Genomic DNA, 19,192 nt, shown 5'->3' with positions numbered 1-19,192 from the left:
GTCTGGAATCGGTGGCCGCCGTAGCCGTGGCCGGTCACGGCAGGTGTGCAGCATTGACAGGCCCGCCCGCGCCGTCCTCTCAGCGGCATCGGCTGACCGGTGGTGAAGAGGCGGTGAAGAGCTGACCGAAGGCGCAGATCGGGTCCGACCTGGTGGCGCTGACAGACGCTGAGGCGCCCATGTCGCGTTCTTGGCTTGGCTTTCCGGGTTGTCAGGAGCGGTCCTTGCCGCCCCGGGCCCTCCCGTCTCGCTCGTCGCGGGCGTGGGACCACCGGTCGACGAGAGCGTCGATGGCGCTGCTGTTCTGGGCCTCGACGCCGCGTGCGACCGTCTCCCGGATCGTGGTGGCCTCACCCACGACCGGCTGGGGTGGGCGGGTGCGCAGCGTGAACGCAGGTGTCTGCCGGCCGCCGACGACGAGGCGGGCGGCGGCGGTGTAGGCGTCGAGGTGGGTCAGGTCGTGCTCGTCGAGCTCCGGCAGGGTGTGCCGGGCCAGGACGCGGGCGTCCTCGGGCGCGCACGAGAAGTAGATCTTGTTGCGGGCGTTCGCCGACGCGGCGGCGAGGAGGTCCTTGGGGAACTGCGCGAGGTCCTGGTGCGACAGCACCAGGGAAAGCCGGTACTTGCGGGCTTCGGCGAGCATCGTGTCCAGGCTGTTGGCCAGGGTCAGGAAGTTCTGCGCCTCGTCGATGATCAGGGTGGCGTCGCGGCGCTTGTCGGGGGCGATGCGGGCGCGGGCGGTGGCGGCCTGCCACACCTGCGCCAGGACCAAGGAGCCGAGCAGTTTGCTGGTGTCCTCGCCCAGCTGGCCCTTGGGGATCCGGACCAGCAGGGCGCCGCCGTCGAGGACCTTGCCCATGTCGAAGCTGGATGTCGGGTAGCGCATGGTGCGTTTGACGAAGTCGCGCAGCAGGAACGCGCGCAGCCGGGCCAGGACGGGGCCGATGACCTGGGAGCGCAGGGCGGGGCTGAGTTCGTCGTACCACTGCCAGAAGCCGGACAGTCCGGCCGGGTCGTCGAGGTTGACGGTCATCGCCGAGCGGAACTGCGCCGAGTTCAGCAGGGGCGGGATGTGCTGCAGGGTGACGTTGGCGTGACGCAGCAGGGTCAGGCAGGCCACCCGCATCACGTCGTCCATCCGGGGCCCCCACGCCTTGGCGAAGATGTTCCCGAAGATCGACACGAGGTTGTCCACGACAAGGTCGGGGTCGTCACCGGCGAGCGGATTGATGTTCGGCGGGTTCGGCTGGTCCGGGTCGAAGATGACGAGTCGGTCAGCGACGGACGCGGGGAGCCGGTCGAGGATGTCGAGGACCATGTCGCCGTGGGGATCGATGACGACGGTGCCGCGGCCGGCCCTGATGTCGTCGACGGCCATGTTGACCAGCAGCGTGGTCTTCCCGCTGCCGGTGGAGCCGACCACGTGCAGGTGGTAGCGGGCGTCGGGAACGGACAGGGCGACGCCGTGGCCGCCGACCTGCGCGTCGCCGATCATCTTCGTGCCGCGCCCACCGGTGGGCACGGCGACGGGAGTGGGCATGGACTTGGCTCGGGCCCGGTCAAGGCCGGGCACGGCCAGGTCCCGCGGCAGTGCGGCGAGCGCCGCCAGCTCGGGCGTGGAGGTGAGGAACCCGGCGCCGAGGCACCGGGACGCCAGCACCGCGGCGGGTGCCGACATGCGGGCCCGGTGGGTGAGGCGGTTACGGCCGGAGTACACGGCGAAGGATGAGGCGATGGTGTCGGCGATGCCCCGCAGGCGGGGCCGCTGGTCGGTGGTGGCGCGCTGGCTGTCCTTGGCGACGGCGTAGCGGATCGCGGTTTCCCACAGCGGGTGGGCGCTCTTGTCGAGGATCGCGCGCACGTCGCGTTCCACTCCTGGGTCTCGTCGGCTTGCGGCGGCGGGTCGGGCACTGCCTGGGGTGCGTGCGGGCAGGAACAGTTCGATGAGCCAGAGCAGCGGCGCGGCAGGGTTGATGGTGGGGATGGCGGTCTTGCCGTCGCGCAGCCGCGCGGCGGCCCGCCGGGCGCGGAGGGCGCGGCGGGGTGTGGCGGGGCGGGCGAAGACCTGCACGCAGGCGTGCTCGTCCGCCCGGAGCCCGGAGCCGGCGGACATCAGCGCCCGCAGCGGGTCGTTGTCGTGGTCGGTGTGCAGGGGCAGCCATTCGGCGGCGGTGGGCAGCAGATGCCCGCCCACCGCCGCCGCCTCGAGTGGGATCGGCGCGCCGGGAGCGTGGTCTGTCGTGCATATCGCGCCGGGCCACGCGGCGCAGACGGCTGCCTCGACCGAGCCGGGTGGCACCGTGCCGGGCACCCACACGGAGATCAACAATCGCCGGCCGGTCCAGGCGTACTGCCACACCACGTGAGGGCTGCCGCAGAGCCAACGGCGGCGGCGTGATGGGGTGAGGGTGCCGGTGAGGTTCGCCCACAGGGCTTCTGCGCTGTGCGGGTCGACCTCCGGCGGCGGGGCGATCGTTACGAGGCGGGCGCCGTCGGCGTGCCTGCGGTGCCGCCACAGGGCGAGAAGGTTACGCCCGGCGGCCACGGTGACCAGGACGGCGGCGGCCACGGCCAGCAGCCACGGCCGCTGGCCAGCCCAGGCGGCGGTGTCGAGGACCCAGCGGGTCGGGCCGGTCGGCGGTACGACAAAGCCGGTGCCCGGCCCGGATGGGCCGGGCACCGGCGGGGACGGTGGGAGAGCCGCGATGGCGATGGCGACGGCATGCGGGCTCACAGGTCGTCTCCCTCGTCCTCGAGGTCGGCGAGGTCGCTGGGGCGTGTCGTGCAGAGCAGGTGCTCGGCGTCGGAGGCGATGGCCTCGAAACTGCTCCGGTTGGTGCCGGAGATCAGCAGGCCGGTGCCGACCCGCGCCGTAAGCAGCAGCCGCCGCTCGCCCGCGGTGAGGCCGAACGCGGCGCCGACGGCGTCGATGGCCTGCGGGGCCTGCTTGAGCAGCACCTGCGTGGCGGCGTTCGCGACGACGGCCTGCCCGAGGTCGGTGCCGAGGACGTCGGCGACGTCCTGGGTGATCACGGTCAGGCCGGCGTTGCGCTTGCGGGCGGCCTTGGACATGCGAAACAGAAACCGAGCGCCCTCGCCGTCGCGCATCAGCAGCCACGCCTCGTCCACGACCACAAGCCGTCGCACGGCCAGCCCGGCTCGGCTGGGGGCGTCGACCTGCCGCCAGATCGCATCCAGCGCGAGCAGCGTGCCGACGGTGCGTAGTTCGTCGGGTAGGTGCCGCAGCGACCACACCACCAGGTGCCCGTCGGCGCGGGTGGTGCTGGGCCCGTCGAACAGGTCTGAGAAGGACCCGTGTACCCAGGGGGCGAGGCGGGCGGCCAGCTGTGCGGCGGGCGGATCGCTGTCGCCGTGCAGGCAGGCGGCGAGATCCCGTAGGAGTGGTGCGGGGCGGTGGTGGGTGGCCGGGTCCGCGGTGATACCCGCGCTGCGGTACGCGGCGAGGATCGCCCGGTCCAGCGCAGCCCGTTCCGCCGGGGACGGCTGCTGGCCCAGCAGCACGCTGATGAGGGTGTGCAGGAACAGCCCGCGTCGGGTGAGCACGTCGGGGCGGGTGTCTCCGGCGGGCAGGTCGAACGGGTTGACCTTCACCCCGGCCACGCCGAGCCGGATCACTGATCCGCCGACCGCGTCGGCGAGGCGCAGGTACTCGTCTTCGGGGTCGATGACGGAGATCTGCACCTGCTGGTAGAGGTTGCGCAGGATCTCCAGCTTGACGAAGTACGACTTGCCGGCGCCCGATCGGGCCAGCACCACAGAGTTGTGGTTCTCCTGCGCCCATCGGTCCCACCACACGATGCCCTGCGAGTCGGGGTTGACCCCGTACAGCACGCCGCCTTCAGCGGGCGGGTCGCCGGGCAGCGGCGCGGGCAGGTCGGCGGAGGCGAGGGGGAACGCCGCGGCGAGCGCGGCGGTGTCCATGGTGCGGCGCATCTGCAGCGAGTCCGTGGCGAGGGGCAGGGTGGTGGTCCACCCGGCGAGGTGGCGCCAGGTGGCCGGCTGCACCTCGATCAGCGTGGACGCGGCAGCGGCTTTCACCTGCGCGCATGCGTCGAGCAGTTCGTCTTCGCTGCGGGCGTGCACGGTCAGGTAGAGGCCGACGCGGAACAGCTTCGCGACGCCACGGGCGAGGCGCTGCGCGAGGTCGGCGGCGTCCTCGGCGGCCGCCTCCACATAGGGGTCGGCCAGCTTCCCCGCGTCGGCGTCCGCGCGTCGCGACGACTCGAAGCGGGCACGCTGGTTGCGTAACCGGGACGCGGCGAGCGGGGCCGGCAGCGGGTCGATGTGCAGGGCCAGGTCGAGGCGGCCCGGCAAGGACAGCAGCGGTTCCAGCCAGGCGGGGCCGACCTCGGCCGGGTAACCGGTCACCACGAGAGTGGCGGCGTAGCCATCGCCGACGCGCAGCATCCGCGGGGTCACCTCCACCGCGGCCGGGGCGACGCTCGCCGCCACCCCGCTCGTCTGACGCCGCTGCTCGATGGGGCGGGATCGGTAGGGCAGTCTCATCTCTGTCGGCTCCTTCCGGGCTGCCGGGTCTCGCGGGGTGTTGAGGCGGTGATGACGGTGTCGGGGGCGGCCAGCCCACCCGGGCGGGCTGGCCGGTACGGGTCGGCGGCGGCGGCGAGCGCCGCAGTGACCGCCGCCCCATCGAGGGCGCGGGTGGTGACACCGAGAGCGGACAAGGCCCGGACGGTGTCGTCAGCGCGGCGCCGCGCCGCGTGCTCACCCCGCTCACCGGTGGTGCGGGTGACGATGAGGACCTGCCGGCGCAGCGGATCCCGGCGGGTGGCGAGGTCCTCGAGGAACCGGGCGTGATCGGCGGCCGCGTCGCCCAAAGCTGGATGCCCCAGTCCGCCCGCCGCCGCGGCGAGCGTCCGGGCGTGGGAGTGCAGGTCCACCGGCTGCGCAGACACCACGATCTGCGTCGGTGCCGACAGGCTGTTGAGCCAGCGGCCGAACGTGTCGACCAGGGCCGCCTGCTCGTCGGCGGTGCGCAGGGCGAGGTTGACGCTCGTCGCGGCGACCATCGCCGCCCTCGCCCCACCGAGGCAGATCTCCCCGCCGTCGTCGATCGCGTCAGCGGGCAGCGTCAACGGCGCCGGCAGCATCACCGTCGACGGTGGGGCCTGCACCCAGTCAGGGGTCTTCGACGTGGTGTCCGTGGTCGACAACGCGTGCGGTGCCCGCGCGTGGCGCACGGCGGCGAGCAGCCACACGTCCAAGGGCAGGCCGTCGCGCCGGCCGACCGCGATGCCGAAGACGAGCCCGCCGAGGATCACGGCGGCGCCGACGAGAACCGGCGCCGGCACGACCCGGTGCAGGGCCTGCCAGGCGCCGTAGAAGGCGAGGGCGGCGACGGCGAGGACGGCCAGCTGCCGAAACGTCAGCCCGTAGGCGACCTTGTCGGGGGCATCGACGTCGGCGGGCATCCGCGCCCGCCCCACCTCCATCCGATCGCGGGCGGTCATCGGCCCACCGCCTTCAGGCCGCGGCCGAGCCCGGGCACCGAGCGGGTGACCTGCTGCACGACGATCACTCGTGCCGCGGCGCCGATCATGTTCGTACCGCCGCTAGTGCCGGCGGAGACGAAGCGGCGCATCAGGGTGGGCACCCGCAGGGTGGTCCAGAGCATGACCATCACCACGAACAGGTTGATCACCCCGCCCGGCTCCACCGGCAGACCCAGCACGGGCAGCAGATGGTGCGGGTCGGTGAGCATCCACTGCCCGGCGTAGAGGGTGAAGCCCTGCATCACCGGAACCGCCAGCACCCCGGCGTACGACTTCCACCACAGGCGAGCGAGCGCGTCGGTGTGCGGCAGCGCGTGACACGCCAATGCCAGGGGGGCGAAGGCGGTCAGGACGAGCACGCCGGCGAAGCGGACGATCACGCTGAACGCCGTACCGGCGAGAAGCACCGCGATGATCGCTACGCACACTACGAACAGCAGGACCGCGGTCTTGTCCTGCCCCGCAGCGACGTGGGTCTTGATCGCCCGCAGAGCTGCCGCGCTGTCCCCGTCGTCGGTGGTGAGGGCGGTGGTGAGGGCGTTGGCGAGGTCTATCAGCATGCCGCACCACAGCTGGGAGAAGTGCGCGGCGACGAACCCGACGATCAGCCTGGGGATGAGGTCCTTGACGGTGTAGCGGGAACGCTCGTCACCGCCGGAGGTCATGGTGAGCACCCCGGCGGCAACGAAAGCCAGGACGAAGACGGTGTCGACGACGAGGACGGAACGGCCGGTCAGCGCCTGCACCTGCGGCAGGGCGGTGACATTCGGGGTGACCAGCAGCGCACTGCTGATCACCCCGATCAGCGCGTCCAGGGTCGCCAGGATCGCCGCCGCCAGCCAGTCAAGGATCTGATCGAACAGCCAACCCATGATCAGCCTCCGACGATGCCGCGGACGACCTGCAGCAAGACAGGTGCGAGGACGGCGAGGCCGTAGCCGACCAGGGCGTTGCGCAGCGCGGCCTTGGCCCGCTCGACCTGAGCGGGGTCACCGCCGGCGGTCGCCCAGTAGACCCCGGCCAGGACGAGGAACAGGGTGGCCAGGGCGGCGAGGATGCCGATCAGCCACGTCTGCAGGTTGTTGAGGACGACCGGCAGGGAGTTCGCTGCCACCACCTCCGACGAAGCGGGGTCAGCGTGCGCGGCGGCCGGCGCCCCCACCACCAGGACCGCCGTGGCGGTCAGCGTGGCGGCGCGGCGGACGCCGGGGGAGCGAGTGAGGGCACGAAGACGTGCGGGGATGCGGGACATGGGCGGGTTCACCTCCGGCCCCCACCCCTCGCCCTTGCGAGGGGTGGGGGTGTCGAAACGGCGGTCACGGGCACCGCCGCCGGGCACCGCAGGCAGGGCTTCAGCGAGCCGCGACAGGCCCTCGGGAGGAGCCCATCCTCCCTGTCGGGTGTGGCGGGTATCGGTGAGTGTCAGCGCACCAGAAACAGCGCGGCACCCGAGGCGCCCAACTCGCGTCAGCCCCAACCTCGGGACCCGGCGGCGGAACGGAAGCCGCAGCGCCTTCGGCAGCGCACCACGGGAACTTCCGCACCCTCAAACCGGCGTCTGTCAGCTCGGGCGGACACCCCAGTACCTGACCCGGGTCTGACAGCAGCACCACCATGTCTGACACCCTCGACCGCAGTACAGCGGCGAAGGTCTGCCGGCCGTCGGGCGGGCACGACCCAACTCGCCTGTCAGGTAGCGGTCAAGCAACTACTCCCCGCGAGTCTCGTTCGTGATCCTGTCCGTATGAATCCAGCCGAAGCTTGCGCAAGTCATGGTTGGAGCATCATCACCTCGGCCTCCACCAACTCCCAGTTCGCAGGCGTCCTCGCCGGTTTCGTCTTCACCGGCATCGTGATGCTGTTCGCCATGCGGGGCGGTCGATACACCCAGGCGTTGGCGGTGCTGAGCCCGACATTCATCGTGCTCGGCTTCGACAGCTACCTCTTCAGCCACGTCACCGGCAGCGGAAACGACGGCGAATGCGCCCGAGTCTGGACCGACGGGATGTTCGCCAGCGGCATGCTCGGCGTCGGCGCCGCCGGCGTCGTGTCCAGCATCTGCTGGCTGCTGGCAGCCCATCTCGACGCCCACGCCGAGCAACTACCGCCAATGGATGCGAGCGCAGACGAGACAACCCAACAGTCACGCGAGGACGCGCAGGCGCGGACGGCCACGGACCAGCGGACCCAAGCGGCGCGGCGGGACCCAGCGATCGTCAACCTGCCGCGCATCGCAGCCGGGATGGTCTATGGCGTGACAGTGGGGATCAGCCTGCTGCTGGCGATGACGGCAGACCGGTACCTGCGACTTGTCTCAGCGGACGCGCCAAGCGCCATCTGGATTTGGGCGGTATGGGCCGTGCCAGTGGCGGTCTTGATGGGGATCGCTGTCCTGGTCTTCGTCCGGTGGCGGCGACGCAAGCGGCATCCGCATGCGGTAGAGAGCAAGACCCGAAACTCGCGCGTCAGGTCGTTGACGTTCGTGGTGTACGGGATGCTCACCTATGGCCTGCTGACCCCGGTGCTTGCCGGCGTCATCGCCAGCGTGGGCGATCACTGGTGGCGAGAACCCGGCCCACTGATCGTGGCCTCGGCGGTCATCGTCGAACTCGTGCTCGCGACCCTGCTGCTCGTCGCCCTTGTCCTCGCGGCACCGCCGATGCCCTCGGCCACTGCGCTGAGCCAGACGGAGGATGGCTCGCCCGGCGGTCAAAATCGTGACGTACCGCATCAACCAGGCCCCGCCACGCTGGTGCGCCATGACGGTGGCGGCTCCGCGGAAGAGCAGTCACACGACCAGCTGGCCCGGCGCGCAGAGACGGAAACCGCGTAGGACAGGCACGCGATAGGCACCCTGCCGGGCAGTCGGGAAAGCACTACCTGTTCCCGGCACGTGACGCGGAGAAGATCGCACGGTTGCCGTGCTGGCCGTGGGGATGCGGTCAACACCAGCCCGTCCGGTGCCGCCCTGTTCCGCGGACATGCACGTCGGCGGAGACCAGTGACGGGGCCCGGCCGACACGGCCGGACCCCGCGGCGGGACCCGAACACGGGTCAGGCGACGGCGGACGCCGAAGACGACGGTCGGCCCGCACCGCTGGTAGCACGGCCACTACGTGTGCGCGTGCGGTGTGCGGACTGGACCTGCAGGTACGCGCGGGCCTTCGGGGACACAACGCTGCTGAGCAGCCCCTTGGCGAGGGCATCGGCGAGGCGCACGTCAATGCCGTTCATGCGCTTGCGCAGCGCGTCGACGGTGATGCCCAAACCGGCGGCGATGGGTTCGATCGCGCGACGGCCCAATCGCAGGTCGATGTAGGGGTCGAGGTCGGTGTGCTCGAGCAGACCGAGACGCGCGGCGCGGCGAACGAGCAGGTCGGGGTGGCCGTAGGGAACATGCGGGGTGCGGGGGCCGGTGACGTGGTCGACGTCCTGCACCGGCACCGTGGTGCCAGCGCCCTGACGCAGCTGATATCCAGCCCGCCAGGCGGCCATGCACAATGCCGCGTACGGTGCGGGCTTGGCCAGGTCGACGCGGTCACGCAGCGCGGTGAGGAAACCGGTGAGGATCTCGGCGTCGAGGTCGACGGCGTCACCGGACCAGCCGGTGTGCAGCCTGCCGGCGTGGCGGCGCAGCGCGGGCATCGCCATCGCCACTGCCGCGATGACCCAGGACGGGCCGTCGAGGCGGGCGCGGCGGATCAGTTGCCGCCACACCGCGTCCCGCGCCGTGTAGGCGCGCGGGTGACGCAGCAGCCAGTCCCGCAGCGCCGGGAGCGCCATGACACCGTCCGGCAGGCCGGTGTCAGGTCCGAGGGTGTCCAAATCGAGTGTCATCGGGTCGGGGCCGCATGTCAGCGCCGCGAAGGCGGCGTCAACGGCGTCCAGCGGCGAATCAGGCCAGTCCGGGCGGGACCCAATCATGTCCACACACTCCATCTCGGAAAGGTCGTCGATGACACGCCGAGGCGGTGTCACACCTGGCGCGATGGACACCGATTGCGCCACGGCGACCTCACAGACCTCTGACAGCCCAGGCCAGGTCCGCGATGACACCGCGCCCGCGTCGGCGCGCCGGCTCACAACACGCGACGACAACAGACACCGACCCCTGACAGCGGTCTGACAAGCGCATCGTGACCTGCGCGTTGACACTGGAACGTCGCCCACGACGACGCCGTGCCGCCGTATCTGACAGCCTGTCCGAGCTCCCGCAGGCGTCTGACAACCCGCCGTGCCGTTACACCGGTGTCTGGCATGGGGCCGCTGTCAGGCGCCGCTTCTGAAAGCGTCGCCGTGGCATCCTGCCGGCCACGAGTACTCCGGCGGCGGCGGACGACGATCTGACAGCGACACCGACCGGATGACAAGGCCGTCGCGGCGCCGTCACCGCCGCCCGCTGGGGCGGACACGCGAGCCCTGTCACAGCGCGGTGCCGGTCTGGCAGTGCCGGCCACACGCTGATGTCATTGACAGCCGCCGACGACATGGCCACGAGTCTTCGTCACCCGGTGCCGGCAGCGACGGCCACGGCGGGCGGCGCCGCTCTGACAGCGCCAGGGCGGCCTGCCTCCCGGACCGCTGACGGTGCTCAGCGGACAGCGCTGTCAGAGCGCTGCCAGACCAGGGGGTGTCCGCCGTAGCTGACAGACGCCGGTTTGAGGGCGTCAGCGCACCACGGCGCGGCGCGGAGCCGACACCACATGAGTGAGCACACGCCGCAGCACCACCAAGACCCTGCCCGCCCCGTCGACCCGCACAGCGTCGACCCGACGCTGATCGACCTGGTCGCCGGCGACCCGCCGGTGCCGGTCACTGTGTGGCGCACCGCCCGCATTCCCACGGACGCCGGTCGCAGCGTCGGTGGGCGACTGGCCTACCGGCTCGTCGCCGCCTACAGCCGTCCCGGTGAGGTCGTCGTCGACCTCACCGGCGACCATGCCCTGGCCGCCGTCTGCGCCGCAGGCGGCCGCCGGCATCACCCGGGCTGGTTCACCGACGCCTCCAGCCTGATCATCGCAGCGTCCACCCCGTCGCCCCGCCCCGACCCGACCGCACTGCCCGACGATGACAGCGACCTGCCGGACATGCGTGTCTGGTTCGGCGACGACCTCACCGACCCCGACCCGGACCTGCCGGCCGACTCGGCCACCCCGGCCCGCGAGGGCACGCCACCGCAGCCGCCGACCAGCCTTGTCGTGGCCTGCTGGCCCCTCGACCTCGCTGACGCGACCAATAGGGTCCGCCTGGCGTGGCTGCTGAGCGCGTGCGCGCGGGTGCTGCGCCCCGGCGGCTGCCTCGTGCTCATCGTCATCGCCGCCAGTGCGGTCGAACCGGAGGACTTCACCCCCATCGCCACCGCTGCCGCAGCAGTCGGTCTGGGCTACCTGCAGCACATCGTCGCTGTCGCCGCCGACACCGACGCCGACACGTTCGTCTATCACGTCAGCGACGAGGAACTGCTCACTCTCGCTCAGCAGGCCAGCGAGCAGCAGTGGGCGGTGGCGCACCTGCGGGTGCACGCGGACGTCCTCGTATTCAGCGCAGCCCCGCCACCGTCCACCGCTCGACGACAGCGCGAGGGCGGTGACCATCGTGGCTGACTTCGCCAGCTCGCGGCGGCCTGACGAGCCGGCCAGCGCGCAAAGCGGCCGGGGCCGGCAAAGCGCCGACGAGGGACACCCCCACGACACCACACGCTATGAGGCGTCGGACGGGCCGCAGGGGCTGTCGGTGTGGGCGACCGCCCAGCGGACCGGGCCGGTGCAGCGCCGCGGACGGTATGTGGCCGAGTCAGTCAAGCACCCGGCGCGGATGCTTCCGGCGATCGCCGCGCACGCCGTCGCCGCCTACACCCAGCCCGGCGACCTGGTTCTGGACCCGATGTGCGGGGTCGGCACCACCCTTGTCGAGGCCATCCACGCCGGCCGCGACGCCATCGGCGTCGAGTACGAGTCCCGCTGGGCCGACATCGCCGATGCCAACGTCACCCACGCCCACACCCAAGGCGCCACCGGCCGGGCGTCCGTGGTCCGCGGCGACGCCACCCGGCTGCGCGCGCTGCTGCCCGCCGCCCTCGCCGGGCAGGTGGCCCTCGTGGTCACCTCGCCGCCCTACGGACCGACCGTGCACGGGCTGGTCCGCCCGGGCGCGGACGGGGTGGCGAAGTTCGACAACGCCTACAACGACGGCACCGACCGCGGCAACCTCGCCTATCGCGACCTGACCGGCCTCGCCGACGGCTTCGCGCAGATCCTCGCGGGCTGCGCGATGCTGCTGCGCCCCGGCGGCATCGTTGTGGTCACTGCACGACCGTGGCGCAAGAACGGCCAGCTCGTCGACCTGCCCTCGGCAGTCATCGCCGCCGGCATCCGCGCCGGACTCACCCCGACCGAACGGTGCGTCGCCCTGCTCGCTGCCGTCCGCGACGGACAGCTCATCGCCCGCCCGTCGTTCTTTCAACTCCAGGCGGTGCGCAAGGCCCGCGCTGCCAGTACCCCGCTGCACCTGATCATCCACGAAGACGTGTTGATCTTCCGGCGGCCCCGGGCGGGCAGCGCGGACGGGCCCAGCCGCCGATGAGCGGGCCTACCAGACATCACCGGCGCGGTGCGGGCCGTGCCACCGACCCGAAAGCTGCTCGGCAAACCGGGACGCATGGCGATGGCCAACCTGACCGACGTAAGCCGACATCCTGTCTGCTCGCAACATCCGTGAAGGTTCGAAACGCTCCGAGGCTTGGGGCACCCGGTCTGACCGGGCGGCCGGGTCAGCTATGGAACTCACGTCAGGGCATGCCCGCGTATCGGAGTGGGAGTGGCGTTCGGGGTCGACGCCACGCCAGGTAGGTCATGATGGCGAACATGATCAAGAGTGCTGCCTCAACGAGGATGACCAACCATCCAGATTGGTCGTCGGCCTCGCGCACTCTCAGGCAGGGGTCACTCTTGGCGAGACGGACGCGGATGCGATCACCGGTGTTCACAGCCCGGTTCGCGTCGGCGGTAACGCGCAGCCGTGATTCGCACATCTCGCCCTGATTTGTAGTGAACTGAACTGTCAGGAAGGTTCTCGCTCCGCGGTGCTCGACATCCATCACCTCAGCGGCTGCCTCTGATCCTTGACGCTCGTCTACGACCGACCATGTGGCTAGCGCTGTGAGCACAAGCGCAAGAGCCAGGCCGAACGTCGAAAAAACCTGCAGGAAGGTTCGGCTTGGCCGTCGGCGCCGCATGATCGGACTCTAGAAGGGGGCCGCAAGGGGTAAGCAACGCCACTAGTGCGGCCAACAGATCGACCACCGTGGCGGGGCGAGTGGCTGTCGACAGTAATGCTGACAGACATACCATGAGCTTTGGGAGTCGAGCAGTGGTCTTCTGATCGTGCTGTTCGCGGTGTTGCAGGCGGTGGTCTCGTCGTAGAGGGTGCCAGTTCTGAGGCGACGACAGCTGGTCGGCGCAGCCACGGAACGCTGCATTTCGCTGGGCGGGTTGCCATCCCTTGGTCGGTGCCCTCCGGAGGATCGCCGCGATCGTCGAGGAGCCTCCTCGTCGCGCGGGACAGCCGCGCATGTCCTGATCTGCTGATGAGCGGATGGGCTGGCGGCAGTAGGGCACAGCGACGATCTCATCGCATCGTATGGACTGCGCGGGCGATCTCCTGCCGCAACAGCGCCGCCTCGTCGTCGTGGTCGCACAGCAGCAGCACCTTGAACTCTGGCTGGCCGGACGGGCTCGCCCAGTGATGAACGGCTTGCGAGAGGATCCGTAACAGCGCGTGCCGATCTTCGGCGCTGCTCAGCAGCAACCGGGGGGCGTTCTCGACAACGATCAGATATCCGTCCGCGGGCAACCAGTTCAGATCACGGAGGCAGTCGGACAGTGCGTCCCAGTTCCAGCCGAAGTAGCCGGGAAAGAGCAGCGCGTCGGAGAACTCGTAGAAGGCGTGGTTCGCATCCGTCATCCGTGTTGCGTCAAGCCGGGCAACGACGAACCTGCCCGTTGCCGGTAACACTGCCGCCAGCTCGACCAGGGCACTGCGTAAGCAGACCGCGAGCTGATCAGCGGAGCCGTTCCACCAGCTGCTTATCATTCAGCCCCACAAGGTCGACGTAGTTCCATGAGCTCAGCGGCCTCGGGCACGCTGTGTCTTCCGCGGTCTTGAGTTGCCCGAAGCCAGCACTGTACGACGGGCAGGCGTCGACCGAATGACCGGATCTTCCGCTGATAGGGGCGCGGCATCGGTGAGCGCGTCCGGTCCGCCGCAGGGCCGGGGGAGCAAATCGGGAGCGTCTGGGGCCACCAGTCACTGGCCGGGCGTCTATGCCAGCGGACGGCTGTTCCCGCTCAGGTACGACGGGATGGCGAACGACCCGCGGCAGAATCCATCCTCGCCCGGCCGGCACCAGGCCGGTCATGAGCGTCGGATCGCGGGAGCAGGTTGGGAGCAACGGGTTGCACTGAACGGCCTTGAACTGCGCCGAACGCCATCAAAGGACGCTCAACTGCACCCGCCCCTGCCTGCGGCTTCTTGTTTGCACAGGTCAGAGTCGGTGCAGCCTCCTGTTTCACAAGCAGTGCTCAACGACTCTGAACGGACACCAACCGCTCGCTATACCGGCTGGTGGGGGAGTGTGAGCAGGTCAGGGCGGTAACGACCGAGTGCGGCGGCTCGGCCTTGCGTTGGGAGCAGATTGGGTGCAGGCCGGCGAAGTGGTCACGTGGCGAAGAGCTCACCCGGCTGTGTCCCGGCCAGGTCGCTGAGCAGCAGCGATGTCGCGCTCCGGAGCGGTTGACCTCCCAGTGGAGATCGGAGTGGTCAGGTCTCGCTGCTCCCAGGGTTGCTGGCGCCGGCCGGCGTGTCAGGTCACCTGGCGCCGCGGTGGCAGGCATGGTGCGGATCGATGTCTGGCACTGCGAGTGACCGTGCTTAAGTCGGCGGCCGTTCCGTCATCTAAGACTCCGATCCCACTGGCATTGCCTTGACCAGGCCCTCTTGGCTGGAGACTCCTTCGGCGGACCCGAAGTAGTCGGCTTGCGACCATGAGAGCAGGCCCTGCGACGTCCGTCGACGGACGGTGCTCGGATCAGGCGGTGGACCGAGCCCGCAGGCCCGACCCACCGCCCTGGGAGTTACCAGCCGGTGGCGATCTGGCTCCGTGCGCCGAGTAGGCCGTCCGTAATGCCTGGGTAAATCCAGAGAATGCCGGTGGAGTTCTCACGGGCCAGGATGTCGGGCTTGCCGTCGCGGTTGAAGTCAGTCAGGCCGAAGGAGGTGTAGCCGCCCCAGCCGAGACCGACCTGGGCGACGGTGGCTGCTGCGAAGTCGTAGCGGCGAAGTTCACCGGTGCTGTCTACTCTGGCGTAGACGTCTGGTGTCTTGTCGCCGATCACATTGGCGACGCCGTATGAGCTGAAGCTGCTTGACCAGCCGTCGCCGACGTCGTAGCGGGGAAGCTTGCCGCCCTTGAGGTCTCCGGGGTAGATCCACATGTCGTTGTTCCCGCCCGCGGCGATCACGTCGTGGAAGGTGTCTTGGTTCCAGTCGGCTACGCCGAAGGGGCGGTAGCCGCACCATCCGTTGCCGAGGGTCGTGGGTTTGGGGTCAACGTCGTCGCTTGTGCCGAGGAACACCTGGAGGTTGCAGGAGGTGTTGTCCCTGGCTACGAGGTCTTGGTAGCCGTCGTGATTCATGTCGGCGATGCCGAACGGCGTGAATTGGTTCCATCCCGTCGATACCAGACGCGGGGCAGACAGCTGCTTTGCCGGATCCGGCGGGGAAAGCTGCTTGCGGTATTTCCACAGGTTGCCGTTGGTGTCGGTGGTGTAGATGTCCGTCTGCGCCGTGCCGGTGCCCGGTGGTGTCCAGGTCGTCGAACCGAACGGGTTGCGGGCGCCGGTCGGGGGCGCATTGGTCGCCCCGACTTGGGTCGGGGTGAGTGCCCGCTTCCACACCTGGAGGTTGCTCAGCATTCCGGCGTAGTAAGCGGTCTTCTGGGCCTGGTAGAGGTAGCGGCCCACGACGAACTTGCCGCTGCCCGGCCAGGTGACTGTCGCGTTGTACTGGGCGTTGCCCTTGAGGACGCCATTGATGTAGAGCGAGATCGTCCGGGTTTCGGCGTTATAGGTCGCGACCAGGTGGGTCCACACACCGAGTGCGGTTCCGGCGGGCGTCACGACCTGTGTGTAGGACCAGCCGCTGTCGCTGTTGCCCAGGCCGAAGCGCCAGGTGTTGTCGCTTGCGTTGTTCCAGAGCAGGAAGCGTGAGGCGTTGGCGCCGTCCTCGCTGGCGATGACGCCGCCGGCGGCGGTCGGCTTCGCCCATACCGAGATGCTGAACGACTTGGTGGTGTCGATCAGTGGTTCGGTGCGGTAAAGCGCGCTGTTGCCGGAGGTTTTCACGAGCGTGCCGGTGTCATCGACGTTCAAGAACAGGGCGGGACTGAAGAGTTCGTCGCTACGCCACCTGGCGTCGATCTTCTCGCTGTCCTGGTCGCTGTCCTCGACGTTGAGCGCCTTGCCTCCCGTCATGTCTTCCGCGGTGGTGACCGCGCCGTCGCCGTGATCGTCAAACTGCCACGTGTGATCTGAGGTGATGAGTGTCTGCGGCAGTTGTGCGGTGATGGTGGCTGTACCCGCCTGCAGGTTGCTCACCGTCCACACGGTCGTGGTCGCACCCGCAGTGATGGTCGCCAGGTCGGGCACGCCATTCAGGTCGAAGTCACCCGCCCGTAGGACGGCGGCGGCGTCGGTGTCCCAGCCGGAGTCGACGAGGACTCGAGACGACGCGTACGAGAGTTGCCCTGTCTCCTCGCTGAATGCGATGTCGGACCAGAGATACAGGGCCCCCGTGATTCGGTTCCACAGGAACATTGCGGTACCGGTGCTCGTCTGCGTGGTAGCGATTGTCCAGTTGTTCCAGCCGGTTTCGCCGGTCGGCGTCCGGGCGTCGGCTGGGCGTGCGCCGAAGATGGCGGGGACTTCGAAGCTGGGGTAGTACATCAGCTGGTGTTCGTTGGTGGCGTCGCCGCTGGTGCCGATCAGGTCGGGGAACGAGTAACCCGATCCTCGGCTATATCCCGCGTTAGCGAGTTGGGTAGGCAACTGACCGTGTTCGTCGCGCATCAGGTCGGTCATCACATTGAACTGGCTTACCTCGAGCTCCGGAGTCAGGGCTGACCCGTCGCCGTTGCCCGCGATGATGCTGCCGGTGCCGGTGGTCGGGTAGTAGGCCAGCACGTCCTGGAAGCCGGTTCCGGTGAAGTGACCAGAGATCACCTGCGATCCGTCAAAGTCGGCGGGGGAGTAGGTACCGCTGGAGCCGTTACCGCGGGTACCGATGTTGGTGACGCTCGGATTGACACCGATGGCGCCGTTGTTCTCCGCCAGCCACAGACCAGGCTTGAGGTTGTTGGCGGATCCGACCGCGAGGAGGTCAGACATGCCGTCGCCGGTCATGTCACCGTCCACCGCAGGTTCGATCGGACGGGCCGAGTTGAAGACCTTGGCCGTGGTGTCGCCGAAGTTGTTGCCGCCAGCGGTGATACTGGTGACGCTCAGGGTGTTGGTGAAACGGGTTGGGGTGATGGTGATGCTGGCGTTGCCGTTGGCGTCGGCACCGACGGTCAGCGGCGGCGCCGCGTTCAGCTGGTAGGCGTAGCTGGTCGGTTTGGTGCCGGTCGAAGGGGCCGTAACCTGGAATGTCACTGGTTTACCAACGGTGCTCGTATCCGGCACTGTCACCTCCGGCGGCGCCGCTCGAGTTGCGTCGAAGGTGAATCGGCAGGTTGCCGACCAGTTGCTGGGCTTGCGGAAGTCGGTAACCTGCACCGCCCATGCGAAGGTCGTGGGCACAGGTTTGTCGGCAGCGTCGCGCGCGTTCTTCGACAGCAATTCACGCGGCACGATCCTCACCGCCGTGCTGCCGGAGGAGTAGGTGAGCAAGTTGGGGTCAGTTAGGTCGATCGGCTTCTGGGTGGTGTCGCTGGCCTTCCACAGCTTGAAGGTCACACCGAGGGTGCCCTTGTTGGGGTCAGAGACAGGAGCGTAGAGCGTGACCGCGGTATCACCGACGACCGTGGGAGTGGTGGCGGTGCACGACGTGGTGGGGTCCGTCTTCATCCCGGTGGGGGTGCTGGGCGTGTGGTTGTAGCGGATGGTGAGGGTAGGGCTGGTATCGAGGAATTCCTTCCAGCTCTCGGTGTCGCTGGCCTCATTCGCGGCGACCATCCACAGCGTGCGGGTTGACTTTTTGTTGGTGACATCGGATCTGATCTGGCCGGTGATGTCGAAGGACACCCCCGCGGCCGCGCAGCCGCTGTAGCCGTAGGCGAAGCTCTTCGAGGCGATGGCGCTGCCCTTGCTGACGCCTTCCCAGTAGTTCCAGGTGGCGTTCGACTGCGCAAGGGTATTGCCGGGACCGTAGATGTTGACCGTCTTGTCAGTGCAGCTCCACGAACGCGTATTGGTGATTTTGAAAATCGCGTCGAAGATTTCCGCTCCGCCCAAGGTTCCATAGGGGACCGGAAAGTTGATCAACGTGTTGGAGCGTTGGCTGCCGGAGTTGCCGACCTGCATCCGCCCGATCAGGTCGGGGGTGTTCTTCCAGTAGTTGGTCGACTGGTGCTGGTAGGAAATCGTCGCCCAGCCGGTCTTGCTCTGCCCCACCGGGGTCCACGTGAACGTCGGGTCGATGTAGACCGGGTAAACGGTCTTCGGGTCCGTCAGCAGTTCGCCGTCCGGGGTCAGGTTCAGCTTCCCCGGCGTGATCTTCACATCGACGGCGGCGGTCTTAGCGGCCCGACCGGGGGCGACAGTGGTCGACAGGGCGCCGCGGGCGGCCGGCGCGGTGGCGGCGGTGGAGTCCCACATGATCGGGGCGGGCGCGGTGAGGACTGGCTTGCTGGCGCGGTCCCGGCCGGTGATGTTTCCGGCCTCGTCTGCGGTGAGGGTGACACCTTTGGTGGTGGTGTTCAGCTCGATACTGGCGAGCGCGGGGTTGGCCGCAGCCGCCGGAGATTTGACGATGAAGACGTGGGAGAAGGAACCGTCGCCGGTGACCCGGACGGTGAGGTCCACGTCGGGAAGCACATCGGTGTAGGTCGCGGTCGGCCCGGACAGCGTCGGTGCCGGTAGCGCCAGTGGGATGGCCATGGCAAAGCTTCGGTCACCGCTGGTCATCTCCGCGAAGGGGCCGGTGCCACCGGCGGACAAGCGGATCGGGGTGCTCGTGACGGCGGCGGTGACGCTGCCGTCGGCCCGCCGGACCAGGGTCGGGTCGAGTTCCTTCCACTGGCCGTCGACCCTCGTCCGGGTCGGCACGGCGGTCTGGGTCAACTCGACCAACCCGTCCGGGCTGGCAGTGAACGTGGAGGTGGACGTGCCGGCGGCAGTGGCCTCAACCGGCTTGCCGGTTCGCTTGGCCTGCGCCATGGCCTGTTCGACACTGAGCGAGGTGGCGGCGGCGGGCTTCGAAGGCGCCGCCGAAGCCGCTGACGGAATGGACAGCGCGGTAGCCGTACTGGCCACGAGGTAGCCGACGGCTATGCCTGCCGTGGCTGCTTTCCGCCGTGTCGTCCAATGGGTATGCCTGTTTTCGGGCATGAAGAGGTGCCTCCCCCGTGACTGTTGTCCGCGGAGCGCGTGGACCCGCGTCCGATGGCG

The 19,192-nt window shown here is 69.2% G+C and carries 11 protein-coding genes and 1 pseudogene; 3 read left to right on the top strand and 9 right to left on the bottom strand.

Translation table 11 applies throughout. The features are described from left to right. Positions 1-211: 211 nt before the first annotated feature. Genes AB0C04_RS20835 through AB0C04_RS20815 form a run of 5 tightly spaced genes read right to left on the bottom strand, consistent with a single transcriptional unit; the run spans position 212 to position 6,783 of the window. Positions 212-2,680: a DUF87 domain-containing protein gene (locus AB0C04_RS20835; protein WP_357057289.1), complete on the bottom strand. Its 2,469-nt coding sequence runs from the start codon at positions 2,678-2,680 to the stop codon at positions 212-214. 50 nt (positions 2,681-2,730) lie between these two features. Further along, positions 2,731-4,527, bottom strand: coding sequence for a DUF87 domain-containing protein (locus tag AB0C04_RS20830; protein ID WP_357057009.1), 1,797 nt, complete (start codon positions 4,525-4,527; stop codon positions 2,731-2,733). Continuing rightward, positions 4,524-5,450 (bottom strand): PrgI family protein, encoded by a 927-nt coding sequence (locus tag AB0C04_RS20825; RefSeq protein WP_357057287.1) that lies wholly within the window; start codon positions 5,448-5,450, stop codon positions 4,524-4,526. Before AB0C04_RS20825 ends, AB0C04_RS20830 begins: the two co-directional genes overlap by 4 nt. Positions 5,451-5,485: 35 nt before the next feature. Beyond that, the gene (locus AB0C04_RS20820) at positions 5,486-6,403 is read right to left on the bottom strand and encodes a hypothetical protein (RefSeq protein WP_357057006.1); all 918 of its coding nucleotides are present in this window, start codon (positions 6,401-6,403) and stop codon (positions 5,486-5,488) included. A gap of 2 nt (positions 6,404-6,405) precedes the next feature. Next, a complete protein-coding gene (locus AB0C04_RS20815; RefSeq protein ID WP_357057003.1) occupies positions 6,406-6,783 on the bottom strand; it encodes a pilin in 378 nt (125 codons plus the stop codon). Positions 6,784-7,275: 492 nt separating this feature from the next. On the opposite strand from AB0C04_RS20815, the gene AB0C04_RS20810 reads away from it, so the two are divergent. Beyond that, positions 7,276-8,364: a hypothetical protein gene (locus AB0C04_RS20810; RefSeq protein ID WP_357057001.1), complete on the top strand. Its 1,089-nt coding sequence runs from the start codon at positions 7,276-7,278 to the stop codon at positions 8,362-8,364. Positions 8,365-8,585: 221 nt separating this feature from the next. Here AB0C04_RS20810 and AB0C04_RS20805 read toward each other — a convergent pair whose 3' ends face one another. Next, positions 8,586-9,455, bottom strand: coding sequence for a hypothetical protein (locus AB0C04_RS20805; RefSeq protein WP_357057285.1), 870 nt, complete (start codon positions 9,453-9,455; stop codon positions 8,586-8,588). Between the two features lie 779 nt (positions 9,456-10,234). Between AB0C04_RS20805 and AB0C04_RS20800 the strand changes: the two genes are divergently transcribed. Next, the gene (locus AB0C04_RS20800) at positions 10,235-11,134 is read left to right on the top strand and encodes a hypothetical protein (protein ID WP_357056998.1); all 900 of its coding nucleotides are present in this window, start codon (positions 10,235-10,237) and stop codon (positions 11,132-11,134) included. Positions 11,135-11,249: 115 nt separating this feature from the next. Next, a pseudogene (locus tag AB0C04_RS20795) lies at positions 11,250-12,113 on the top strand (DNA methyltransferase); the annotation flags it as partial. A gap of 205 nt (positions 12,114-12,318) precedes the next feature. Here AB0C04_RS20795 and AB0C04_RS20790 read toward each other — a convergent pair. The 3 genes from AB0C04_RS20790 to AB0C04_RS20780 all read right to left on the bottom strand — a co-directional run bounded on the left by AB0C04_RS20790 (position 12,319) and on the right by AB0C04_RS20780 (position 19,132). Further along, positions 12,319-12,765, bottom strand: coding sequence for a DUF3592 domain-containing protein (locus AB0C04_RS20790; protein ID WP_357056995.1), 447 nt, complete (start codon positions 12,763-12,765; stop codon positions 12,319-12,321). A gap of 392 nt (positions 12,766-13,157) precedes the next feature. Beyond that, complete coding sequence (locus tag AB0C04_RS20785; protein ID WP_357056992.1) at positions 13,158-13,622, bottom strand: barstar family protein; 465 nt, start codon at positions 13,620-13,622, stop codon at positions 13,158-13,160. A gap of 1,040 nt (positions 13,623-14,662) precedes the next feature. Continuing rightward, on the bottom strand, positions 14,663-19,132 hold the full coding sequence (locus AB0C04_RS20780) for a LamG-like jellyroll fold domain-containing protein (RefSeq protein ID WP_357056989.1): 4,470 nt from the start codon (positions 19,130-19,132) through the stop codon (positions 14,663-14,665). Between the last annotated feature and the right edge of the window lie 60 nt (positions 19,133-19,192).

The sequence above is a fragment of the Micromonospora sp. NPDC048909 genome, from assembly GCF_040649635.1.
GTDB lineage: Bacteria > Actinomycetota > Actinomycetes > Mycobacteriales > Micromonosporaceae > Micromonospora.
This window is presented reverse-complemented; position numbering and strand designations above follow the sequence as displayed.